Origin of the sequence: Magnetospirillum sp. XM-1 (assembly GCF_001511835.1) — a bacterium.
Lineage (GTDB): Bacteria > Pseudomonadota > Alphaproteobacteria > Rhodospirillales > Magnetospirillaceae > Phaeospirillum.
Genome location: NZ_LN997848.1, coordinates 3,370,350 through 3,393,756, shown reverse-complemented (window position 1 = coordinate 3,393,756; position 23,407 = coordinate 3,370,350). Strand labels below are relative to the sequence as shown.

Sequence of the window (23,407 nt, the reverse complement as noted above, 5' to 3'; positions counted from 1 at the left end):
ATCCGCCGCCCCCTTTTTGCTTGGAGACTGGCTATGCGTGATTGCCTGGATTTCTACATCGACGGCGCCTGGGTGAAGCCCGCCAAGGGCTCGCGCAATCTCGACGTGATCAACCCCGCCACCGAGCAGGTTTCGGGCCGGGTGGCGCTGGGCTCCGCCGCCGACGCTGTCCTGGCCATCCAGGCGGCGGCCAGGGCCTTTCCCGCCTGGGCGGCGACGCCGTTGGCCGAACGCCTGGAAATCCTGGCCAAGGTGACCGCGCTCTACGAGGCCCGCATCGACGAGATCGCCCAGGCCATCAGCCTGGAGATGGGCGCGCCCTTGGAGCGTCTGGCCAAGCCGGCCCAGGCCCGCGCCGGGCTGGGGCATTTCAAGACGGCGCTTAGCATCGCCAAGACCTACGCCTTCGAGCGCCGCCAGGGCACCACCCTGGTGGTCAAGGAACCGGTGGGGGTGGTCTCGCTGATCACGCCGTGGAACTGGCCCATGAACCAGATCGCCTGCAAGGTGGCGCCCGCCTTGGCGGCGGGCTGCGCCATGGTGTTGAAGCCCAGCGAGTTCGCGCCCTATTCCGCCCGCATCCTGGCCGAGATCGTCCACGAGGCCGGGGTGCCGGCCGGCGTGTTCAACATGGTGTTCGGCGACGGGGCCGAGATCGGGCCGGTGCTGTCGTCGCACCCGCTGGTGGACATGGTGTCGCTGACCGGCTCCAACGCCGCCGGCTCGTCGGTGATGCGTGAAGGGGCGGCCACCATCAAGAAGGTGTCGTTGGAGCTCGGCGGCAAGTCGGCCAACATCATCTGCGACAGCGCCGATTTCCACAGGGCCATGGGCCACGCGGTCAAGGCCATGATGGGCAATTCGGGCCAAAGCTGCAACGCGCCGTCCCGGCTGTTCGTTCCCGCCCATCGGTTGGAGGAGGCCGAGGCGCTGGCCGCCGAATTGTGCGCCCAGATCAAGGTGGGCGATCCCGCCGATCCGGAAACGGTGATGGGCCCCATCGCCAACGCGCGGCAGTTCGACAAGGTGCGGCGCATGATCCGCACCGGTATGGAGGAAGGCGCCAAGCTGGTCTGCGGCGGGCCCGAGCGCCCCGAAGGCCTGGACAGGGGCTTTTTCGTCCGTCCCACCGTGTTCAGCCGGGTCACGGATTCCATGACCATCATGCGCGAGGAAATCTTCGGCCCGGTGCTGTCCATGCGCGGCTACAAGGATCTGGACGACGCGGTGGCGGGCGCCAACGATTGCGTCTACGGCCTGTCGGGCTATGTCACCGCCGGCGACCTGGCCGAGGCGCGGTCGGTGGCGCGCCGCTTGCGCACCGGCATGGTGCATTTGAACGGCGCGCTGTCCCATCCCGGCGGCCCGTTCGGCGGCATCCGTCAGTCGGGAGTGGGGCGCGAATGGGGCGAGGCGGGGTTCGAGGAATTCCTGGAATCCAAGACGCTGTTCGGCTCCGAGCCCAAGGAGTAAGCATAGTCGTCATGGCCGGGCTCGATCCGGCCATCCACGCCTGTTTAGGCGGCACCACGTGGATCGCCGGATCAAGTCCGGCGATGACGTTGTAAAGGGGGCAATCATGCTTGAGACCGGCTTCTACTCCCTCGGCATGCCGGGGCGGTTGGACGACGACATCGCCTTCGTGCTGGCCAAGGCCGCCGAGCTGAACCTGCCCAAGCTGGGCGAGTTGGGGCCGGTGGCGGGACGGGCGGAATTCGCCCGGCGGCTGTCGCGCACCAATCCGCCCGCTCCCGAAGGCGTCCTGGCCGAGGACTTCGCCATCGCGGGCATTCCGGCCCGGCGCTACCAGCCGGTGGGCGGGCCCAGGGCCAAGGCGCTGCTGCTCTATTTCCACGGCGGCGGCTTCGTGGTCGGCGATCTCGAGACCCACGATCCCCATTGCCGCGCCCTGGCCGCCGAAAGCGGCTCGGTGGTGGTGGCGGTTCACTACCGCCTGGCGCCCGAGCATCCCTATCCCGCCGCCATCCAGGATGGCCTTGCCGCGCTGAAATGGGCGGCGGCCGAGTATCCCGGCTGGAAACTTGGGCTCGCCGGCGACAGCGCCGGCGGCACCCTGTCGGCGGTGGTGGCGCTGCATGCCCGCGACCTGGGCATCGGGCTGGCGTTGCAGATGCTGATCTATCCGGCGGTGGACCAGAAGGGCGACTTTCCCTCCCGTGCTCGCCTCGCCGAGGGCTATCTGCTCACCCAGGCCGATATCGACTGGTTCACCGCCCAGTATTTCGGCCAATGCCACAGCCCGGTGCTGGAGCCCGACGCCTCGCCGCTGCGCGCCGCCTCCCATGCCGGGCTGGCCCCGGCCCTGGTGCTGACCTGCGGCTTCGATCCCCTGGTGGACGAGGGCGATGCCTATGCCGAGGCCCTGAAAAGGGCGGGGGTGCCGGTGCGCCATGTCCGTCTTGAAGGCTCCATCCATGGCTGTCTGGGGCTGGCGGGCTATGTGAGTTCGGGCAAGGCTGTGCTGGCCGAGGCGTGCCGGGCGTGGAGTTCGGTCCTGTCCTGATTTATTGAACGACCATTCAAGCAGCTTGACTCGCACCGTCAAATGAATGAACATTCAGTCAGATTGAATGGTCAGTCAGTTCGAGGCGTGAATGTCCTTTTCCGTGCTGAATACCGCCCGCCGGGGCGCCGTCTTCGTGGTCACCCTGGCCAGCCCGCCGGTCAACGCGCTCAGCCGCGCCCTGATCAAGGACCTGCACGCCGCCATGGACATGGTGGAGGAGGACAAGTCCGTCCGGGTCCTGCACGTGCGCTCCGAGCAAAAGGCGTTCTGTGCCGGCGCCGATCTGGCCGAGATGCGCGAAAACCTCGCCAATCCTAATCTGGTGGATGCCCAGATCGCCTTCGTCCGCGATCTGCAGAACGTGTTGAAGCGCATCGAGCGGCTGCCGCTCGCCACCATCGCCGAGGTGGGGGGCGCCGCCATGGGCGGCGGGCTGGAACTGGCGCTGGCCTGTGATTTCCGCATCGCCGCGAACGAGGCCAAGCTGGCCCTGCCCGAGGTCAATCTGGGCCTGATCCCCGGCGCGGGCGGCACCCAGCGCCTGACCCGGCTGTGCGGCCCGGCCATCGCCAAGCGCCTGATCCTGGGTGCCGAGATTCTGGACGGCCAGAGCGCTGCCGAGATGGGCATCGTCCACTGGTCGGCGCCGCGCGCCGAGTTGGCCGACAAGGCCGCGACGCTGGCCGACCGCATCGCCACCCTGCCACGTGCCGCCGTGGCGGCGTCGAAGTCCTGCATCGAGGCTTCCCTCGACCCCAGCCGCGACGGCTACGAGGAAGAGCTTCTCGCCACCCGCGACCTGCTGTTGCACGAGCCCGAGACCCGCCACCGGGTCGAGGCCTTCCTGTCCAAGTGAGTCTTCCATCCAAGGAGCCAAGGAAATGAAGTTCGAGGATAAAGTCGCCCTGATCACCGGCGGAGCGTCGGGTATCGGCTATTGCACCGTGAAGTCCATGGCCGAGCTGGGCGCCGACGTCCTGATCGCCGACATCAACGTCGAAGCCGGCGAGAAGGCGGCGGCCGAACTGAAGGCCAAGGGCTTCAAGGCCGAATTCGTGCGCCTCGACGTCACCGACAAGGCGAACATCGCCAAGGTCAAGGAGCACGTGCTGGCCACCCGCGGCCGCCTCGACATCCTGTGCAACGTGGCGGGCTGGGGCCACATCCAGCCGTTCGTGGACAATGACGACGCCTTCATCGCGCGTGTGATGAGCCTGAACCTCACTGGCCCCATCGAGCTGATCCGCGCCTTCTTCCCCATGATGATCGAGAAGAAGACCGGCAAGATCGTCAACGTCGCCTCGGACGCCGGCCGCGTCGGTTCCCTGGGCGAAAGCGTCTACTCGGCGGCCAAGGGCGGTCTGATCGCCTTCTCCAAGGCCCTGGCCCGCGAGGGTGCGCGCTTCAACATCAACGTCAACGCCATCTGCCCCGGCCCGACCGACACCCCGCTGTTGAAGTCCGAGCCGGAGAAATTCCTGGAGGCCTTCTTGAAGGTCATTCCCATGCGCCGCTTCGGTCAGCCGCAGGAAGTGGCCGATTCCATCGTCTTCATGGCGTCGAACCGCGCCGACTACATCACCGGCCAGGTTCTGTCGGTCAACGGCGGCATCACCATGGTGGGCTAAGGGCCCCCTTCGCAACATCGAGACAAGAGGACAATCCCATGCGCAAGTTCAAGGCTGCCGAGTACAAGGCCGTTCATTTCGACTGGAAGGTGGACGGCAAGGTGGCGACACTCACCCTGAACCGTCCCGACAAGAAGAACCCGCTGACCTTCGACTCCTATGGCGAGCTGCGTGACCTGTTCGAGAACCTGGTTTATGCCGACGACGTCAAGGCGGTGGTCGTCACCGGTTCGGGCGGCAATTTCTGCTCGGGCGGCGACGTGCACGAGATCATCGGCCCGCTGACCAAGATGGACATGCCGGAACTGCTGGAATTCACCCGCATGACCGGTGACGCGGTGCGCGCCATGCGCAACGCGCCCCAGCCGATCATCGCCGCCATCGACGGCGTGTGCGCCGGCGCCGGCACCATGCTGGGCTGCGCCGCCGACATCCGTCTGGGTACCGCGCGGTCCAAGGTGGCCTTCCTGTTCGTGCGCGTCGGCCTGGCCGGCGCCGACATGGGCGCCTGCACCCTGCTGCCCCGCCTGATCGGGTTGAGCCGTGCCGCCGAGTTGCTCTACACCGGCCGCGCCATGGGCGGCGAGGAATCCGAGCGCGTCGGCTACTACAACTCGCTGCACGCCCCGGAAGAGCTGCTGGACGCCGCCAACAAGCTGGCCCATTCGCTGGCCAACGGCCCGACCTTCGGTCACGCCATGACCAAGAAGATGCTGTGGCAGGAGTGGAACCACGGTCTGGGCGAGTGCATCGAGGCAGAGGCCCAGGCCCAGGCCATCTGCATGCAGACCAAGGACTTCGAGCGCGCCTACATCGCCTTCGCCAACAAGCAGGCGCCGGTGTTCGAAGGTAACTGATCCCGGCTTATCCCCCCTCTCCCGCCTGCAGGAGAGGGGATACCTAAGGAAAATAAAATGAGCGATGCCACGTTCCTCGACTGGCCCTTTCTCGACGAGTCCCACCGCGCGTTCGCCGCGTCGCTCGAGGTCTGGGCCAACACCACCCTCCCAGAGGTGTGTCCCGAGGACGAGGCGCACGGCCCCGCCATGGACCAGACCGCCCGACGCCTGGTAACGGCTCTGGGACAGGCGGGGTTCCTTCGGGCGGCCATTCCGGCCGCCCACGGCGGGCGGGCAAAGGATTTCGATGTCCGGGCGCTCTGCCTGGGCCGCGAGATCCTGGCCCGCCATGCCGGTCTTGCCGATTTCGCCTTCGCCATGCAGGGTCTGGGCTCTGCTGCCATCACCTTGTTCGGCAACGAGCAGCAGCAGGCCCGCTATCTGCCCAAGGTGGGCACCGGCGAGATGATCGCCGCCTTCGCCATCTCCGAGGCCGACGCCGGTTCCGACGTGGGCGCCATGACCACCAAGGCGGTCCTGGACGGCGACCATTACGTCATCGACGGCGCCAAGACCTGGATTTCCAATGCAGGTCTGGCCGATTTCTATACCGTCTTCGCCCGCATCGGCGACGAGCCGGGGGCCAAGACCCTGGCGGCCTTCGTGGTGGACGCCTCCACGCCGGGCCTGTCGGTGTCCGAGCGCATCGACGTCATCGCGCCCCATCCGCTGGGCTCGCTCAAGTTCGAGAACATGCGGGTGCCCGCCGCCAACATGCTGGGCAAGCCCGGCGACGGCTTCAAGGTGGCCATGAGCGTGCTGGACGTGTTCCGCACCACGGTGGGCGCCGCCGCCCTGGGCTTTGCACGCCGCGCCATGGACGAGGCCCTGGCCCGTTCGGTCAAGCGCAAGGCCTTCGGCTCGCGCCTTGCCGATTTCCAGCTGATCCAGGCCAAGATCGCCGACATGGCGGTGGCCGTCGACACCTCGGCCCTGCTGATCTACCGCTCGGCCTGGACCAAGGACACGCACGGCGGACGGGTAACCCGCGAGGCCTCCATGGCCAAGCTGTGGGCTACCGAACAGGCCCAGATGGTCATCGATCAGGCGGTGCAGATCTTCGGCGGCCTGGGGGTGATCAGCGGCATGATGGTGGAACAGCTCTATCGCGAAATCCGCGCCTTGCGTATCTATGAAGGCACCAGCGAGATTCAGAAGCTGGTCATCGCCTCCAAGGTTTACGAAGGGTTGACCCTATGATGGGTGATTCCAGGCCGCTTGTCGGCCGTCATGCCCTGGTCACCGGCGGCGGTCGCGGCATCGGCGCCGCCATCGCCCGCCAGCTGCTGGTGTTGGGCGCCGCGGTGACCATCACCGGCCGCGACCAAAAGCGCCTGGACGAGGCGGCCGCCGCCATGGGCTGCCAGGGGCTGGCCGTGGACGTCACCGATCCGGCGGCCATCCAGACCGGCTTCGCTCGCGCATCGGCCCAGCTCGGCCCCATCGCCATCCTGGTCAACAATGCCGGCATCGCCAAGGCGGCGCCTTTCGCCCGGACCGATCTCGCCCTGTGGGACGACATCCTGCGCACCGACCTGACCGGCGCCTTCCTGTGCACCCAGGCGGCGCTGCCCGACATGCTGAAGGCCGGATGGGGCAGGGTGGTCAACGTGGCCTCGACCGCCGGACTGACCGGCATGGCCTATTGCGCCGCCTATTGCGCCGCCAAGCATGGTCTGGTGGGCATGACCCGCGCCCTGGCGGTGGAACTGGCCGCCAAGCCGGTAACGGTCAACGCCGTCTGCCCAGGCTATACCGAGACGGACATCGTCGAGGAGACGATCGCCAACATCGTGGCCAAGACCGGGCGGACGCGGGACGAGGCCCTGGCCGGACTGGTCGCCTCCAACCCGCAGAAGCGCCTGATCAAGCCGGAAGAGGTGGCCGAGGCGGTGGCTTGGCTGTGCCTGCCGGGCTCGGGCTCCATCACCGGCCAGAGCATCGCCGTGGCGGGTGGAGAGCTGATGTAGAGGTTGACCTCTGGCCAGGGGCGGGGTAGTCGGACTTTTAAATTCCTCCAACCAGGGCGGGACGCTGAATGGACAACAAGCCGGCTGCGGTTCACGACGTCAAGGCGCAGGTCGCTGACGAAACCCTGGTCGCCAGGCGGCGCGGCCAGATCATCGCCGCGGCGGTGGAGCTGTTCTCGCACCAGGGCTTCTACCGCACCACCATTCAGGACGTGGCCAAGAAGGCGGGCGTTTCGGCCGGTCTGATCTACCAGTATGTCAGCGACAAGGAGGACGTGCTGCTGCTCGCCCTTCTGTCGGTGCTGGAATCCTACAAGCACGAAATTCCGGCGGCGCTGGAAGGACTTTCCGACCCGCTGGAGCGCTTTCAGGCGGCGATCCGCGCCTATTGCCGGGTGGTGGACCAGCGGCGCGAGGCCACCGTCCTGGCCTATCGCTCCACCAAGTCGCTGCCCGACGACCGCCGCCGCCTGATCAAGGATTGCGAGATCGAGACCAACGGCATGATCGCCGCCTGCCTTGCCGATTGCATCAAGGCGGGGCTGATGCGCGAAGTGAATGTGGAGCTGGTGACCTACCAGCTGGTGACCTTCGCCCATTCCTGGGCGCTAAAGCACTGGCGGCTCAAGGAGCAGTGCGGGTTGGAGGAATATGTGGCCGAGGGCCTGGATTTCTTCGCCCATGCCCTGCTGACCCCCAAGGGTTGGCGCCAGTGGAAGAAGATGGCGGACGCCACGACCGGTTGACGTTGGCGGCCCATCGGGTACTATATCTGGCTTCAAAAGCCAGAGGACTGTAATGACCCAACCCGCCGTGACCGGCGAAATCCGCGAGACGCCGCTTGCCGAGGCCTTGGGCGAGCGCTATCTCGCCTATGCCATGTCCACCATCGTGTCGCGCTCGCTGCCCGATGTGCGCGACGGGTTGAAGCCGGTGCATCGCCGCCTGCTGTTCGCCATGCGCCAGTTGAAGCTGGACCCCAGCGGCGGCTTCAAGAAGTGCGCCCGCGTGGTCGGCGACGTCATCGGTAAGTACCATCCCCACGGCGACGTGGCGGTCTACGACACCCTGGTGCGTCTGGCCCAGGATTTCGCCGTGCGCTATCCCCTGGTGGAAGGCCAGGGCAATTTCGGCAATATCGACGGCGATAACGCGGCCGCCATGCGTTACACCGAGGCCAAGCTGACCGAGGTGGCCGCCGCCCTGATGGAAGGGCTCGACGAGGATTGCGTCGATTTCCGCCCCACCTATGACGGCACCGAGGAAGAGCCGGTGGTCATGCCGTCGGCCATCCCCAACCTGCTGGCCAATGGCTCGGCGGGCATCGCGGTGGGCATGGCGACCAGCATTCCGCCCCATAATCTGGGCGAGATCTGCGACGCGCTCGACCATCTGATCGCCAAGCCGGAATGCGACGTGGACGAGCTGATCGCCCACATGCCCGGCCCCGATTTCCCCACCGGCGGCGTGCTGGTGGAGACCAGCGCGGCCATCACCGAGGCCTACCGCACCGGCAAGGGCGCCTTCCGCGTGCGGGCCAAGTGGGCGGTGGAGAAGCTGTCCCACGGGCTGTACCAGATCGTCATCACCGAGATTCCCTATCAGGTGCAGAAGGCCAAGCTGATCGAGAAGATCGCCGAGCTTCTGTCCGAGAAGAAGCTGCCGCTGCTGGCCGACATCCGTGACGAATCCGCCGAGGACATCCGCCTCGTGCTGGAGCCCCGCAACCGCACCGTCGAGGCCGAACTGGTGATGGAGCAGCTGTTCCGCCAGACCGATCTGGAATCGCGCTTCTCGCTCAACATGAACGTGCTTGACGCGCAGGCGGTGCCGCGCGTCATGAACCTCAAGGAGGTGCTGCGCGCCTTCCTCGACCACCGCATGGTGGTGCTGGAACGCCGCGCCCGGCACCGGCTGGAAAAGATCGCCAAGCGCCTGGAGGTGCTGGAAGGATTCCTCAAGGTCTATGCCGACCTCGACAAGGTCATCAAGATCATCCGCTTCGCCGACGAGCCCAAGGCCGAGCTGATCAAGACCTTCAAGCTGTCCGAGGTGCAGGCCGAGGCCATCCTCAATATGCGGCTGCGCTCCTTGAACAAGCTGCAGGAGCTGGAGATCAAGACCGAGCACGCCGAATTGTCGGCGGAGAAGGCCGATCTCGAGGCGCTGCTGGCCGACGAATCCCGCCGTTGGGCCGCCATCGCTGCCCAGGTGGCCGAGACCCGCAAGGCCTTCGGCGGCCACACCCAGCTGGGCAAGCGCCGCACGGAGCTGGGCGACGCCCCTTCCGCCGTGGTGGTGCCCATCGAGGCCTATGTGGAGCGCGAAGCCATCACCATGGTGCTGTCCGAGAAGGGCTGGATCAGGGCGCTCAAGGGTCATTCCGACAATCCCGACGCGCTCAAGTTCAAGGAAGGCGACCAGCTGGGATTCCTGCTCAAGGCCTGGACCACCGACAAGATCCTGATCTTCGCCACCGACGGGCGCTTCTACACCATCGGCGGCGATAAGCTGCCGTCGGGCCGCGGCCATGGCGAGCCCTTGCGCCTGATGATCGATCTGGCTGGTGACGTGGACATCGCCGCCGTGCTGGTCCACAAGCCCGGGCGCAAGCTGCTGCTGGCCACCAATTCCGATCGCGGCTTCGTGGTCGAGGAGAACGAAGTCCTGGCCCAGACGCGGGCGGGCAAGATGGTCCTCAACTGCGCCGACGGTGAAAAGGCCAAGTTCTGCCTTCCCTTCGAGGGCGACGCCGTCGCCGTCATCGGCGAGAACCGCAAGCTGCTGGTGTTCATGGCGGACGAGATTCCGGTGATGAGCCGGGGCAGGGGCGTCATCTTGCAGAAGTACCGCGACGGCGGCATGGCCGACATCAAGGTCTTCACCCTGGCCGAGGGCCTGAGTTGGCCGCTGGGCGAGCGCACCCGCACCGAAGCCGACCTTACCCCCTGGCTGGGCAAGCGCGCCTCGGTCGGCCGCCTGCCGCCCACCGGATTCCCCAGGAATAACCGGTTCTCCTGAATATCCAAGACGTCATGGCCGGGCTTGTCCCGCCCATCCACGCCTTTTTAGGCGGCACCGCGTGGATCGCCGGATCAAGTCCGGCGATGACGACGGTGGAACGGGTGTCCCTGGATGGGATATTACGGTTTTCCGTAATGGCCGTCGCGTTGCGTCCCCCTTGCATTGGTGTAGGATAATTTCCACCTGATCCGGATCAACCGGTAAAAAGTTTTCTGGGAGGAGACTTTAATGCAGCGACGTAAATTTCTGACCGGCGCCGCCGTGGGCGCGGCCGCGGCCTCGACCACGATTGCCGCTCCGGCCATCGCGCAGAGCATGCCCGAGATCAAGTGGCGCCTGGCGTCCAGCTTCCCCAAGAGCCTGGACACCATCTACGGCGCCGGCGAGGTGCTGGCGAAAAGGGTCGCCGAGGCCACCGACGGCAAGTTCCAGATCCGCGTCTTTGCCGGCGGCGAGATCGTCCCCGGCCTGCAGGTGCTGGACGCCGTGCAGAACGGCACCGTCGAATGCGGCCATACCGTCAGCTACTATTACGTCGGCAAGGACGCCACCTTCGGCTTCGACGCCTCCATGCCCTTCGGCGCCAATACCCGCCAGCAGAATTCCTGGCTGTACCATGGCGGCGGCATGGCGCTGATGCGCGAGTTCTTCGCCAAGTACAACATGCTGAACTTTCCCTGCGGCAACACCGGCACCCAGATGGGCGGCTGGTTCCGCAAGGAGATCAAGACCGTCGAGGACCTGAAGGGCCTCAAGTTCCGCATCGGCGGCTATGCCGGCAAGGTGCTGACCAAGCTGGGCGTGGTGCCGCAGCAGATCGCCGGCGGCGATCTCTACCCCGCCCTGGAAAAGGGCACCATCGACGCCGCCGAATGGGTCGGCCCCTATGACGACGAGAAGCTGGGCTTCAACAAGGTGGCTCCCTACTACTACTACCCCGGCTGGTGGGAAGGCGGCCCCTGCGTCTCGGCCCTGGTCAACAAGAACGAGTGGGAAAAGCTGCCCAAGCACTACAAGGCGGTGTTCGAGGCGGCGGCGGCCGAGGCCAATCTGGACATGAGCGCCAAGTACGACGTGCTCAACCCGCCGGCGCTCAAGCGCCTGATCGCCAACGGCACCCAGCTGCGTCCGTTCTCCAAGGACATCATGCTGGCCTGCTACAAGGCGGCCCAGGAAACCTATGCCGAGGAATGCGCGACCAATCCCAACTTCAAGAAGGTCTTCGACCATTGGAGCGCCTATCTGGCCGAGCAGCGCTCCTGGTTCAGCGTCGCCGAGGCCGGCTTCGACAACTTCATGCTCTACGGCGTCCCCAAGAAGTAGTCTCGGGAAACCGCAAAAGGAAAGCCCCGCACCGGAAGGTGCGGGGCTTTTTCGTTGCTCCGTTACTTGCTGTCGGGGCCGCCATACATGCCGCCGCCGAACTCGCCCTGCGGCACCTCGATCTGGATTTTCGAGGTGTCGATGTCGGCGGCCTTGTCGATGCCGCCGGTGACCAGGTCGGGAAAGGCGATGACCAGGCCGACCATGATGATCTGGATGATCACGAACGGAACGGCGCCCCAGTAGATCTGGCCGGTGGTGATCTTGGGCGTCAGCTTGCCGGTGATCTTGTCCACGTAATCGGTCTTGGGCGCCACGCTGCGCAGGTAGAACAGCGCGAAGCCGAAGGGCGGGTGCATGAACGAGGTCTGCATGTTGACGCCCAGCAGCACGCCGAACCAGATCAGGTCGATGCCCAGCTTTTCGGCCACCGGTCCCAGCAGGGGAACCAGGATGAAGGCCAACTCGAAGAAATCGAGGAAGAAGGCCAGCACGAACATCAAGACGTTGACGACGATCAGGAATCCCAGCTTGCCGCCCGGCAGGCCGGTCAGCAGGTGCTCGACCCACAAATCGCCGTTGACGCCGCGGAACACCAGGCCGAACACGGTGGAGCCCACCAGGATGAACACCACGAAGCACGACAGCTTGGCGGTGGTGTCCATGGCCTGGCGCATCAGGGCCCAGTCCAGCTTGCGCTTCATCAGCGCCAGGATCATGGCGCCGGCCGCGCCCATGGCGCCGCCTTCCGTGGGAGTGGCGACGCCGATGAAGATGGTGCCCAGCACCAGGAAGATCAGGATCAGCGGGGGCACCAGGCAGGTCACGGTGCGCACCAGCAGGGCCATGCCGCGTAAGGAGCGGGCCTCGGGCGGCAGGGCCGGGGCGAAGTCCGGCTTGATCATGGTGACCAGGAAGATGAAGCCGGCATAAAGGCCGGTCAGCACGAAGCCGGGGAGGAAGGCGCCCTGGTACATGTCGCCCACCGAACGGCCCAACTGGTCGGCCATGATGATGAGGACCAGGGATGGCGGGATGATCTGGGCCAATGTGCCCGAGGCGGCGATGACGCCGGACGCCACCCGGCGGTCATAGCCGTAGCGCAGCATGATGGGCAGCGAGATCAGGCCCATGGAAATCACCGACGCCGCCACCACGCCGGTGGTCGCCGCCAGCAGGGCGCCGACGAAGACTACCGCATAGGCCAGGCCGCCGCGGATGGGGCCGAACAGCTGGCCGATGGTGTCCAGCAGGTCCTCGGCCATGCCTGATCGTTCGAGGATCAGACCCATGAAGGTGAAGAACGGAATGGCCAGCAGGGTGTCGTTGCGCATGATGCCGAACACGCGCTCGGGCAGGGCCTGGAACAGGCTGACATGCAGCAGCCCCAGTTCGACGCCGAGCAGCCCGAAGACGATGCCGTTGGCCGCCAGGGCGAAGGCCACCGGGTAGCCGATCAGCAGGAAGAACACCAGCGCCGCGAACATCAGCGGCGCCATGTTGGCGATCAGGAATTGGGTCATACCGCTTCTCCGTCCGCCGAGGTGTGGTGGTGGTGGCCGTGGTCGCCGGGGTCGGCGACATCACCGGTCAGGATGCCGATCTTCTTGATCAGCTCCGACACGCCTTGCAGCATCAGCAGCGAGAAACCCAGGGGAATCATCAGCTTCACCGGCCAGCGGATCAGGCCGCCGGCATCGGACGACATCTCCATCATGGTGAAGGACTTCATGAACATGGGCCAGGACAGGACCAGGATCAGCAAGACCATGGGGAACAGGAAGAACAGGGTTCCCAGAATGTCGATCCAGATCTGGGTCCGGCGCGGCAGGCGGCCGCAGATGACGTCGATGCGGATATGCTCGTTCTTCAACAGGGTGTAGCCGGAGCACAGTAGGAACACCGTGGCGAACAGGTACCACTGGACCTCGAGCCAGGCATTGGAGCTGTTGGAGAAGATGTAGCGGTAGGTGGCGTTGCCGGAACTGACGATCACCATGACGAGGATCAGCCAGTAGACGCTCCGCCCGACCCGCTCATTGATTCCGTCAATGAACGAGCTGAGTGCCAATAGTGGTTTCAACGCGGAATCCTCCCGATATTCCTGTCGTTTCTTCCGGAAGCCCGGCTTATCGCGCCGATTCCCCCTAAAATGATGGCATGCCTGCAGGAAGGGGCCAATTGTGGACTTCCGAACTCAGTCTTCCACGTCCAGCAGCTTCCATCCGTCGGGGCCGAAGGCCTCCAGCGGCTGGTAGCGGGTCTTGTAGGACATCTTGCGGCTTTCGGCGATCCAGTAGCCGAGATAGACGTAGGGCAGACCGAGGCGGCGCGCTTCCTCCACCAGCCACAGCACCATGTAGGTGCCCAGGCTGCGGGCCGCGAGATCGGGATCGAAGAAGGAATAGACCGCCGACAGGCCGTCGCTCATGCGGTCGGCCAGGCAGGCGGCCGCCAGATTGCCCTCGGAATCGCGGAATTCGACGATGAAGGTGTCGATGGGGCTGTCCTCGACCATGGAGCGGTAGTCGTAAAAGCCCATCAGCGCCATGTCGCCGCCCGAATGCCGGGATTCCTGGTAGCGGGCGAACAGGCGGAACTGGTCGGCGGTGGCGCGGGCCGGAACGATGCGCGCCACCAGCCCGCCATTGGCGCGGACCACCTTGCGCATGGTGCGGTCGGGGCTGAAGCCATTGGCCACGATGCGCACAGGGACGCAGGCGCTGCAGCCGGGGCAGGCCGGGGTGTAGGCGATGGAATGGCTGCGGCGGAAGCCGGCGCGCGACAGCGCCTCGTGCAGGGTGTCGGCGTCGCTGCCGTTCAACTCGGTGACGATCTTGCGCTCGAGGCGGCCGGACACGTACGGACAGGGCAGGGGCGCCGTGGTGAAGAAGAAGTGTGGCCGCTTGAGAGGAAAATGATCCATGGAAATCCGCTATCCGTCACTTTCCGGGCGAACCGCCCAGCTTCCTGCATAAATTGGCATCTCACATATAGGAGGCGGCGACCGCCGTCACCAGCCCCCCCGATTCAGCCGCCCCATTGGGCGGGATCGTTGACCACCACGGTGCCGGCCAGCATGTCGTGTACGGTCCGGCGCCGGGGATTGAACAGGGCGACCAGCAGAATCAGCGAGCCGGTCACCGCCACCGAGCCGTAGAAGCACGCCGTCTGGATGGCGGCCTGCAACAGGCTGGGGCGCCCATTGTCGTCAAAGGCGTTGGCGCCCACCGACATCACCCGGATGTTGGCCGCCCGCATGCCCAGCGTGGCCGCCCGCTTTCCGCCGATGGTCAGGGTATGGTAGGCGATGGGCGTCAGCGCCATGGCCAGCATCATCACCGGCCACAACAGGCCCAGCGTCAGCGCGCCCAGGATGATGGCGGCCATCCACATCATGCCGATCAGCAGGGCGACCACCACCAGATCGATGCAATAGGCGTAGATGCGCCGGATGGTGATGCCCATGTAGTAGCGGGGCTGGCCCCAGGGGTCGTTCCATTCCGGGGCGTGGTCGATGATGCGCGAGAATGGAGTGGGCGGGTTGGCCATGGCGGCCACCTAGCGTCGGGCCGGCGGCGCGGCGCCCTTCATGGGAACCGACAGCGACTGGGAATCCACCGGCCCCAGGTCGTTCTCGCGCAGCAAGATGATACTGATGCGGCGGTTGCGCAGTCCCTTGGGATCGTTCTTTTCCAGCGGCTCCTGATCGGCGCGGCCGACGATGCGGTCGATGCGGCTTTCCGGCACGCCGGAATTGATCAGGGCGCGCCGGGCCGCCAGGGCACGGTCGGCGGACAATTCCCAATTGGTGTAGCCGGAGGGATCGCGGAACGGAACGGAATCGGTGTGGCCGGAAATGGCGATGCGGTTGTCGGGCAACTGGCGCACCACGCGCGACACCAGGTCGAGCATGGCCCGGGTGTGGCCGTAAGGCGCGCTCGAGCCCGACGGGAACATGGCCAGGCCTTCCTGATCGGTGATCTGGATGCGCAGGCCCTCGGGCGTGTTGTCCACCAGCATGGAGCCCTGGAACTGCTTCATCTCGGGAATGCCCTTCATGGCGCCTTCCAGCACTTCCTTGGCCTTGTCGAACTTCTGCTGCTCGCGCTGGGCCTGGGCTTCCTTGAATTCCTGCTCGGACATGCCGGCGCGGTCCTTGCCCTGGCCCGCCCCCTGTCCTTCGCCCTGTCCGGCGCCCTGGCCGGGCCCCTGATTGCTTTCGCCGGGATTCTCGGGCTCGAATTCCTTGGACCCGGTCAGGTCCTCGCCGCCCGGGCCGATGGAGGCGGGGGGCAGATGCTGCACCAGGGTGGGCGAGGAGGTGTTGGAGACCTGGGCGCCTTCGCCGATCACCTTGCCGCCCAGCAGGCCGCCGGCGCCGGACGCGCTCTTCGACGCCATGGTGGGGGCGAAATAGTTGGACACGCCGGTCAGCTGCTCCTCGGTGACGGCGTTGAGCAGCCACAGCAGCAGGAAGAAGGCCATCATGGCGGTCACGAAGTCGGCATAGGCCACCTTCCAGGCGCCGCCATGGGCGCCGCCGGCCACCTTCTTGACCCGTTTGATGATGATCTGCTGACCGCCTTCCGCCATGTCCAGCTGCTCCTATGGATCAGTCGGGCGGCAGGTTGGTGACGGTCTCTTCCAGTTCCTGGAAGGTCGGGCGCAGCTCGTCGGGCAGGATCTTGCGGGCGAATTCGATGGACACCTGCGGCGCGTAGCCCTGCATGTGTCCCAGCAGCCCGGCCTTGATGGCCAGGAAATAATAATGGTCGGAATCGAAGCACATCTGCATGTTGCGGGCGATGGGCGCGATGAAGGCGTAGGAGATCAGCACGCCCGAGAAGGTGCCCACCAGCGCCGCGCCGATCAGATGGCCCAGCACTTCCGGCGGCTCGGTGATGGAGCCCATGGTGTGAATGACGCCCAGCACCGCCGCCACGATGCCCAGAGCCGGCATGGCGTCGCCCATCAGGTTCACCGCGTGGGCGATCTCGTGATAGTGCTTGTGGTGGGCTTCCAGCTCGCCGTCGATGATGGATTCCAACTCGTGGGCGTTGCTGGTGCCGAGAGTCAGCAGACGCAGGTAGTCGCAGAAGAACGTCCGCGTGTGGTGGTCGGAGCTGAACTTGGGGAACTTGCCGAACAGCGGGCTTTCATCGGGCTTTTCCACGTGGCTTTCCAGCGCCAGGTCGCCCTTGGTCTTGGCCAGCTTGAACACCGCGTACAGAACCGACAGCAATTCGATGTAATCGTCCTTGCCGTGATGGGCGCCCTTGAACACCAGGCCGATATTCTTGCCGATGCCGACGATGGTGGATTTGGGGTTGCCGAGCAGCAGCGAGCCGACCGCCGCGCCGATGATGATCAGCCATTCGAAGGGCTGGAACAGAACGCCCAGATGGCCGCCGGGTGCAGCATAACCGCCGATGACGCTGACGAATGTCACGACGATGCCGATGATTGCGAACATTCACTTCCCCTGGACGCCATCCCGAGGGGGGATGGGCAGATCATCTCCTTACCACGGAGAATGCTATAATTCCTCCTCCATGTCTTGAGTCAACTGCCTTCTCGTGATCAAAAGCGTCTCTTTTTCCGCGAGAAGGGTAATGGCGCATTTGACCTGGGCGGTGGAAGGCTTTTAAATTCGAATCCCGCCCCCAGTGATACCGAGCCGTTCATGTCCCTTGACCCCCGTTCCTTTCGCAAGACTTTGGGCTGCTTCGCCTCCGGCGTCACGGTGGTCACCACCCTGACCCCCCAATCTCGGGAGCCGGTGGGGGTCACGGTCAGCGCGTTCTCGTCCCTGTCGCTGGACCCGCCGCTGGTGCTGTTCTGCCTGGGCAATTCCACCTCCAGCATCGAGGCGTTCAAGGGCTTCGGCCACTTCGCCATCAACATCCTGTCCGAGCGCCAGCGCGACCTGTCCATCCGCTTCGCCAGCCGTTCCGAGGACAAGTGGCAGGGCGTGCCCACCACCACCTGGAACAGCGGCGTGCCCATTCTGTCGGGGTGCCTGGCCAGCCTGGAATGCTCGCTGGTCAACGTCGTCGACGGTGGCGACCATCAGATCTTCATCGGCAAGGTCGAGAAGCTGAAGCACCAGGAAGGGGGCAACCCGCTGGTCTACTTCCGCGGCAGCTACATGGATCCGGCCGCGTCCTCGCTCACCGACGTGGTGTAAGGCCCTACCGTCCCCGTTCCAGCACCAGCACCGAACGCTTGCTGTCCAGTCCCAGGCGGTAGAGGCGGTTGACGCTCCATGCCGGCAGCATGTCGGCGTAGTGGCGCGACAGCGGGTTGCCCGACTGGCCGGTGGCGATGACGAAGCGGCTGTCGGCAAGGTCGGAAAGGTCGAACACCGCCCGCAGGCCGGCGCCGTGGATCTGGGGAAAGCGGGTGGCGCCCGGCTCGACGCGGTAGGCGGCGCGCGACACGGTGAAATCGTCGCCGTCGGCGGGGACGGACAGGTCGGCCATGCCGCCCAGCAGGGGAACCTTGCCCAGGAAGGGATGCTCGAAGCGGGCGGGGTGGGCCGCGCCCCAGCGCCAGGTCTTCATGTCCTTGCCCCAGGTGGCTTCCAGGTCGGCGAGCGCCTGGTCCAGGCTGCGTTCGATCAGCTCGTCGCAGCTTTCCGCCTCGGGGGTGTTGACGTCGTCGCACCAGTGGCGCCGCCGGGTCAGGATATCCATCAGTACCTGGGGGCGAACCCGTTCGAAGGCCGCAAACGAGTCCTTCAACTCGTCGGCCAGGATGGCGCGGTTCAGGCGGTTGATCCAGGCGGCGAAGATCAGCGGCTCGGACCTGTCGCGGTCGGCCTTGCCGTCCCACTCGGCCAGCCGGTGGGCGACGTCGCGGGAACGCAGGGCCTTGAACTCGATTCCGGTCAGCAATTCCTTGAGCTCGACGGCCTGCAGCGACACGGAATCGGCCTGGATGGCCATCATGTCCTCTATGCCCAGGCCGCGGCGCTCGCCCAGCAGGTCGCGGATGCGCGAGGCGCGGTAGCCCTCGGACCAGGTGGCGGAAATCAGGTAGGGGTACTTGTCGCCCACCACCTTGTTGTTGGCGTTGACCAGCACGCCGGACTTGGGGTTGAAGCTCTGGGGCAGCTTGGCCACCGGCACCCAGCCGGTCCAGTCGCCCTCGTTGGTCCAGCCCCGCGCCGGCACGGTGCCGTTGCCCGACTTGCGGATGGGAATGCGTCCGGCGGTGAAGAAGCCGATATTGCCGGTGGTGTCGGCATAGGCGATGTTCAGCACTGGCGCCTGCACGTCCCGGACGGCCTTGTTGAAGGCGGCCCAGTCGCCGGCCTGATTGAGCAGGTGGAGCGCCTGGACGCTGGTGTCGCCGTGGCTGAGCGCGGTGGCGGCCAGGGCGAGCACCTCGTCCTTGCCGGCGACGCCCTGGCCCAGCAGGTCGGACACCACCGGGCCGTGGCGGGTCTCGCGCACATTCATCACCACGTCCGCCATACCCTTGACCTTGATGGTCTCGGTGCGGGTGAGGAAGGGGCGGTTGCCTTCGGGGGCACGGTAGTGGGTCTCGCCGGCCAGCTTCTCGACGAACAGGTCGACGGTGTCGGCCTGGGTGGCGGTGAAGCTCCAGGCGATGCGGCCGTTATGGCCGATCAGATGGAAGGGCAGGCCCGGCACCGTGGCGCCGGCCAGCTTGAGGTCGGGGGCCTCCAGTTCGGCCAGATACCACAGGATGGGGGCGCGGAAGGCCAGATGGGGGTCGCCGGCCAGCAGCGGCTTGCCCGACCGGGTGCGCGAACCGCCCACCACCCAGACATTGGAGGCCGGGGTGGGGCGCATGGTTTCGGGGAAGGCGTCGAGCAGCGCCTTGCCGCCCTCGGCCGACAGGGTCACCGGCGCGTCGGCGGGATAGGCGGGGAACAGCTCGGCCAGGCGCTTAGGCTCCATGGTCCGCGCCAGCTGGGCGCGCAGGATGTCGTCATGCCAGTTGCCGGTCAGCGTCATGGCCATGATCTTCTGCCAGACCATGGAATCGGCAGGGGTCCACGGTTCCGGCCGGAAGCCGAGGATGGTGAATTCGGGGGGCAGGCGATGGATGTTGTGGCCCATCCAGGCGTTGATGCCGTCGGCATAGGATTGCAGCGCCGAGCGGGTGGGCTCGGACAGCGCCCCCAGGGAGCGCTCGGCGGCCTGGTAGAGGCCCAGCGTGCGCATGTAGCGGTCGCTGGCCAACCCGGCCTCGCCCACCACCTCGGCCAGGCGGCCGGCGCCCAGGCGCCGCTGCGCCTCCAACTGCCACATGCGGTCCTGGGCATGCACCCAGCCCATGGCGAAATAGGCGTCGTGGCGCGTTTCGGCGACGATCTTGGGGATGCCGACGCTATCGCGGGTGATGGTGGTCTTCAGCTGGATGCCGTTGACCGGGTGGCGTCCGTCGATGCGCGGCAGCGAGCCCATCACCACCACGAACAGGGCCGACACGCCGAGGATCAGGACCAGGGCGATGCCGTTGACCAGTTTGGACCAGCCGGACATGACGTCGCCGATATGCGCATAGTCCTGGTCGCCGGATTTGTTTCCGGCCACGGGCTTGGTCTTCGCGGCGTGTTCCGGCAAGGCGCTTCGCCCCCGCTTTTCCGTTTCGAACGCTCTTGCCTCTTCGTAACCCGCTGCGGGCGGCAAGTCAAAGGCCGCATCGCCTTTGGAGGGCGCGGCGGAGCGTGCTATAGGTGGCTGACACGCATTCTTCATCAAGGACGAGGATTCCGATGATCGGTAAGTTGAACCATGTCGCCATCGCCGTGCCCGATCTGGCCGCCGCCACCGCGCTCTACCGCGACACGCTGGGCGCCAAGGTGTCCGCCCCGGTGCCGCAGCCGGCCCACGGCGTGACGGTGGTCTTCGTGGAACTGCCCAACACCAAGGTGGAACTGCTCCATCCCCTGGGGGAGAAGTCGCCCATCGCCGGCTTCCTCGACAAGAACCCCTCGGGCGGCATCCACCACATCTGCTACGAGGTCGAGGACATCCTGGCGGCCCGCGACAAGCTGAGGGCCACCGGCGCCCGCGTGCTGGGCGATGGCGAGCCCAAGATCGGCGCCCACGACAAGCCGGTTCTGTTCCTGCACCCCAAGGATTTCAACGGCACCCTGGTCGAGCTGGAACAGGCCTGATCCAGGCTCCAACCCTCCTCGGCCACGCGGGGTTGGCGGGGCGGCCGCGTGGCCGAGGAGAAACGAATGTCTTGGTATTGCGACGTCGCGCCGGGCCATCCGGTCCACGGTCCCTATCATGATCAGGAATACGGCTTCCCGCTCACCGACGAGCGGGCGCTGTTCGAACGCCTGTGCCTGGAAATCTTCCAGGCGGGCCTGTCCTGGCTGATCGTTCTGAAGAAGCGTCCGGCCATGGTCGCCGCCTTCGACGGCTTCGACGTGGACAAGGTGGCGGCCTACGGCGAGGCCGAAATGGAGCGCCTGCTGGCCGATCCCGGCATCATCCGCAACCGCCGCAAGCTCGAGGCCATCATCGAGAACGCGCGGCGCCTCCAGGCCCTGCGGGCGCGCGAAGGCAGCTTCGCCGCCTGGATCGAACGCCACCATCCGTTGATCAAGGATGGCTGGGTCAAGCTGTTCAAGGCGAATTTCGTCTTCATGGGCGCAGAGGTGGTGGGTGAATTCCTGATGAGCATCGGCTATCTGCCGAATTCCCATCGAGAGGATTGCCCGGTGCGGCTTCGCCTGAATGCGCTCGAAGTTCCATGGGTGAGGGTGGGGGCTGATTTCTATTCAAAATAGAAGCAAACAGATTGTTAATGAAATGTATCCCGATTGTTATTGAAGATAAACGGTGTTCATTGATTGTGTGCAGTGTGAGTCTGGAGCCGAGATCTGTTTCTGATCGGGTTGCCAAGGTAATATGAACATTGTTCGATATTGAGTTGCTTCTTTGCATCGCTTATAGTTCTACCGGGGATAGGCGCTTTTCTGGTGGGATAGACGATGTCTGAGAACGACCCAGGGGCGCGATGCCGCAGCACGGCCGGAATCGTCGTCAGGGCTTTTGCCGGCTTGCTGGAGGAACAGGCGGTCGGCGGTCAGGTGTCCGTGGACGCCATCCGGCGGACCTGCAATGCGGTCGGCGGGGCCGGCGACTTGCTCGATGACCTTTACGCCGGCGCCGAACGAACCTGCCAGGATCTGTTCGCTCTGCGCCAGGTGGATTCCCAGCGCGTCAATTACATCGGCCGGATCGTCACCAAGACCTTTGCCCATGTGCTTGACGACCGCGCCTCGGGGATCACCCGGTCCCATCTCGGCCGGCTGTTCGCGGCGCTGCGCATGATCCTGGGCGAGGAGGCCTTCGACGAGATACAGGAGCGCTGCGCCGTCATCGCCGGCGAAGTGTCGTCGGGAAACGGTGGCGTCACCCGTTGGGAGGCCTTCTACCGCCATTCCGAGGCCTTGCTGATCCGGGAGCGGATTCTGGTGTCCATCGCCCGGACCTTCCGGCGGTTCGAGGCGCGGATGGACTGGCTGCTGATCGTCATGAACTCGTCGCCGGGCAGTCGCTCCCTGGGCGGCGGCGCCTTCGTGGCGGCCAAGCCGGGCAAGCGGTGCTCCGACGATTTCGACGCGGCCAAGTTCCTGAAGATCTTCGAGGCCCTGTTCGCGTCCTGCGATCTCCAGGCCATGGACGAGGGGGCGCGCAACGACTTCCTGTCACGCTGGCAGGTGACGCCGGATTCGGTGTTCGGTCCGCTGCTGGCGGAACTGGCGCAATTGCGGATGCGTCTGTCGGTCTGATCCGGCAAAGGCGGCCCAAAAACGGAAACGGCAGGACCGCCTTGGCGATCCTGCCGCATCCTACGTTCCTGGCCTCGGCCTTTCGGCGGACCTGGGACACGTTCCTCCCGACACTCAAGCCGCTTTGGCGCAACCGTTATCGGATGTCTTGCCCGTTCTCCGAGCTTGAAGCCAGTGTACGCAATAATCTGACCGCCGTCACCCCATTTCTTTGTGAACATTACGTAAATGTCGCGAGGTGCGAAAGTGTTGATGCCGGGCTTCGAGGCGCGCATCGTGGTGGTGTCGCCGTCCCGCCGTTCGGAGCCAGGCCATGCGCCGTTTCCTGATACTGCCCGCAATTCTCTCGCTTGCCACCCCCGTCGCCATGGCGCAATCGGCGTCCACGTCGTCTGGGCCGATGGTCATCACCATTTCCAAGCCCGATTGTTCGCGGCTGGTCAGCCACACCCCCTCCGCCGACGTGGCCTACAAGCCCGGCGTAGACGTGCGGGGCAGGCCGGTGGTGCCGGCCGACGCCGACCCCAAGCAGGCCGAATTCGCCAAGAAGGTGCTGCCCGAGGTGCTGGAAATCCCCCTCACCATCAATCCGCTGACTTACAACAAGGCGAAGACGGCCAACAAGAACAAGGCGGCGGCCGCCTCGGCCGTGGCGTCGAACACCAGTGCCATCGCCACCGCCCAGGCCCAGGGCACGACGCTTTCCAGCCAGCTTTCCACCCTGAACAGCCAGAAGACGGCGCTGACCACCCAGTACAACACGGATACGGCGGCGATCGTCGCCATTACCGGGGGCGCGGGCGCCACCGATCCCGGCCTCTTGAAGGTGCGGGCGGCCCGCCAGGCGACCATCGACAGCACCTACAACAGCAATCTTACCTCCATCAATTCCAAGATCGCCTCGGTGAATACGGCCATCACCGCCAACAACGCCAGCATCGCCACGCTGCAATCCAACGACACCACGCTCAGGAACAAATACACCGACACCAACATGGCGACCGAGGGCACCCTGGCCGACCTTTCCGCCAAGGGGCTGGATTCCACCACCATGAAGGTCGGCACGGTGAAGTACGACATCGCGCGCAACATCTTCACCTTCAACGACGAGCCGCTGATGAGCGAGGACCAGCGCGCCCTGGCCGAGGCCTGCGCCAAGCGGGGCGTGCGCTAAACACCGTCTTGTCCCTGACCTGTTCGGGTCAGGGACAAGACGGCAAGCGCAAAGCGCGCCGCGGCTTATGCCG

22 protein-coding genes are annotated in these 23,407 nt (G+C 65.6%); 15 read left to right on the top strand and 7 right to left on the bottom strand.

The annotated features are described in order from the left end of the window. Positions 1 to 33 precede the first annotated feature (33 nt). The 10 genes from XM1_RS15695 to XM1_RS15650 all read left to right on the top strand — a co-directional run bounded on the left by XM1_RS15695 (position 34) and on the right by XM1_RS15650 (position 11,371). The gene (locus tag XM1_RS15695) at positions 34 to 1,473 is read left to right on the top strand and encodes an aldehyde dehydrogenase family protein (RefSeq protein ID WP_068435092.1); all 1,440 of its coding nucleotides are present in this window, start codon (positions 34 to 36) and stop codon (positions 1,471 to 1,473) included. Between the two features lie 106 nt (positions 1,474 to 1,579). After that, positions 1,580 to 2,524 carry an alpha/beta hydrolase gene (locus tag XM1_RS15690; protein WP_068435090.1) on the top strand — a complete coding sequence of 315 codons (945 nt, stop codon included), beginning with the start codon at positions 1,580 to 1,582 and terminating at the stop codon, positions 2,522 to 2,524. Between the two features lie 91 nt (positions 2,525 to 2,615). Next, entirely contained in the window at positions 2,616 to 3,383 is a 768-nt protein-coding gene (locus XM1_RS15685) for an enoyl-CoA hydratase/isomerase family protein (RefSeq protein ID WP_068435088.1), read from the top strand. Between the two features lie 25 nt (positions 3,384 to 3,408). Next, positions 3,409 to 4,155 (top strand): SDR family NAD(P)-dependent oxidoreductase, encoded by a 747-nt coding sequence (locus XM1_RS15680; RefSeq protein WP_068435086.1) that lies wholly within the window; start codon positions 3,409 to 3,411, stop codon positions 4,153 to 4,155. Between the two features lie 38 nt (positions 4,156 to 4,193). After that, positions 4,194 to 5,012 (top strand): enoyl-CoA hydratase family protein, encoded by an 819-nt coding sequence (locus XM1_RS15675; protein ID WP_068435084.1) that lies wholly within the window; start codon positions 4,194 to 4,196, stop codon positions 5,010 to 5,012. Positions 5,013 to 5,069: 57 nt separating this feature from the next. Beyond that, a complete protein-coding gene (locus XM1_RS15670; protein WP_068435080.1) occupies positions 5,070 to 6,254 on the top strand; it encodes an acyl-CoA dehydrogenase family protein in 1,185 nt (394 codons plus the stop codon). Beyond that, the gene (locus tag XM1_RS15665) at positions 6,251 to 7,024 is read left to right on the top strand and encodes an SDR family NAD(P)-dependent oxidoreductase (RefSeq protein WP_197603081.1); all 774 of its coding nucleotides are present in this window, start codon (positions 6,251 to 6,253) and stop codon (positions 7,022 to 7,024) included. Before XM1_RS15670 ends, XM1_RS15665 begins: the two co-directional genes overlap by 4 nt. A gap of 68 nt (positions 7,025 to 7,092) precedes the next feature. Then, the gene (locus tag XM1_RS15660) at positions 7,093 to 7,770 is read left to right on the top strand and encodes a TetR/AcrR family transcriptional regulator (protein ID WP_068435078.1); all 678 of its coding nucleotides are present in this window, start codon (positions 7,093 to 7,095) and stop codon (positions 7,768 to 7,770) included. Between the two features lie 52 nt (positions 7,771 to 7,822). Continuing rightward, complete coding sequence (parC, locus tag XM1_RS15655; protein WP_068435076.1) at positions 7,823 to 10,045, top strand: DNA topoisomerase IV subunit A; 2,223 nt, start codon at positions 7,823 to 7,825, stop codon at positions 10,043 to 10,045. Between the two features lie 231 nt (positions 10,046 to 10,276). Beyond that, the gene (locus tag XM1_RS15650) at positions 10,277 to 11,371 is read left to right on the top strand and encodes a TRAP transporter substrate-binding protein (RefSeq protein ID WP_068435074.1); all 1,095 of its coding nucleotides are present in this window, start codon (positions 10,277 to 10,279) and stop codon (positions 11,369 to 11,371) included. A gap of 62 nt (positions 11,372 to 11,433) precedes the next feature. Here the strand turns inward: XM1_RS15650 and XM1_RS15645 are convergent, their stop codons facing one another. The 6 genes from XM1_RS15645 to motA form a co-directional block, all read right to left on the bottom strand. After that, positions 11,434 to 12,894, bottom strand: a complete 1,461-nt coding sequence (locus tag XM1_RS15645; RefSeq protein WP_068435071.1) for a TRAP transporter large permease subunit — start codon at positions 12,892 to 12,894, stop codon at positions 11,434 to 11,436. Beyond that, positions 12,891 to 13,454, bottom strand: a complete 564-nt coding sequence (locus XM1_RS15640) for a TRAP transporter small permease subunit (RefSeq protein WP_068435070.1) — start codon at positions 13,452 to 13,454, stop codon at positions 12,891 to 12,893. The genes XM1_RS15645 and XM1_RS15640 overlap by 4 nt, the downstream gene beginning before the upstream one ends. 114 nt (positions 13,455 to 13,568) lie before the next feature. Continuing rightward, positions 13,569 to 14,297, bottom strand: a complete 729-nt coding sequence (locus tag XM1_RS15635) for an arginyltransferase (RefSeq protein WP_068435068.1) — start codon at positions 14,295 to 14,297, stop codon at positions 13,569 to 13,571. 104 nt (positions 14,298 to 14,401) lie between these two features. Beyond that, complete coding sequence (locus XM1_RS15630) at positions 14,402 to 14,923, bottom strand: RDD family protein (RefSeq protein ID WP_068437914.1); 522 nt, start codon at positions 14,921 to 14,923, stop codon at positions 14,402 to 14,404. Positions 14,924 to 14,932: 9 nt separating this feature from the next. Next, on the bottom strand, positions 14,933 to 15,967 hold the full coding sequence (locus XM1_RS15625) for a flagellar motor protein MotB (RefSeq protein WP_068435066.1): 1,035 nt from the start codon (positions 15,965 to 15,967) through the stop codon (positions 14,933 to 14,935). Between the two features lie 19 nt (positions 15,968 to 15,986). Further along, on the bottom strand, positions 15,987 to 16,847 hold the full coding sequence (gene motA, locus XM1_RS15620; protein ID WP_068435064.1) for a flagellar motor stator protein MotA: 861 nt from the start codon (positions 16,845 to 16,847) through the stop codon (positions 15,987 to 15,989). 210 nt (positions 16,848 to 17,057) lie between these two features. Between motA and XM1_RS15615 the strand changes: the two genes are divergently transcribed. Continuing rightward, on the top strand, positions 17,058 to 17,561 hold the full coding sequence (locus XM1_RS15615) for a flavin reductase family protein (RefSeq protein WP_068435062.1): 504 nt from the start codon (positions 17,058 to 17,060) through the stop codon (positions 17,559 to 17,561). 4 nt (positions 17,562 to 17,565) lie between these two features. Here the strand turns inward: XM1_RS15615 and XM1_RS15610 are convergent, their stop codons facing one another. Continuing rightward, positions 17,566 to 19,941 carry a penicillin acylase family protein gene (locus XM1_RS15610; protein WP_231920541.1) on the bottom strand — a complete coding sequence of 792 codons (2,376 nt, stop codon included), beginning with the start codon at positions 19,939 to 19,941 and terminating at the stop codon, positions 17,566 to 17,568. A gap of 182 nt (positions 19,942 to 20,123) precedes the next feature. On the opposite strand from XM1_RS15610, the gene mce reads away from it, so the two are divergent. From mce to XM1_RS15590, 4 genes are all read left to right on the top strand, one after another. After that, complete coding sequence (gene mce, locus XM1_RS15605; RefSeq protein WP_068435058.1) at positions 20,124 to 20,528, top strand: methylmalonyl-CoA epimerase; 405 nt, start codon at positions 20,124 to 20,126, stop codon at positions 20,526 to 20,528. Between the two features lie 66 nt (positions 20,529 to 20,594). Continuing rightward, positions 20,595 to 21,152: a DNA-3-methyladenine glycosylase I gene (locus XM1_RS15600; protein ID WP_068435056.1), complete on the top strand. Its 558-nt coding sequence runs from the start codon at positions 20,595 to 20,597 to the stop codon at positions 21,150 to 21,152. 204 nt (positions 21,153 to 21,356) lie between these two features. Next, a complete protein-coding gene (locus tag XM1_RS15595; RefSeq protein ID WP_156428758.1) occupies positions 21,357 to 22,160 on the top strand; it encodes a hypothetical protein in 804 nt (267 codons plus the stop codon). 313 nt (positions 22,161 to 22,473) lie between these two features. After that, on the top strand, positions 22,474 to 23,334 hold the full coding sequence (locus XM1_RS15590; RefSeq protein ID WP_068435053.1) for a hypothetical protein: 861 nt from the start codon (positions 22,474 to 22,476) through the stop codon (positions 23,332 to 23,334). Positions 23,335 to 23,407 lie beyond the last annotated feature (73 nt).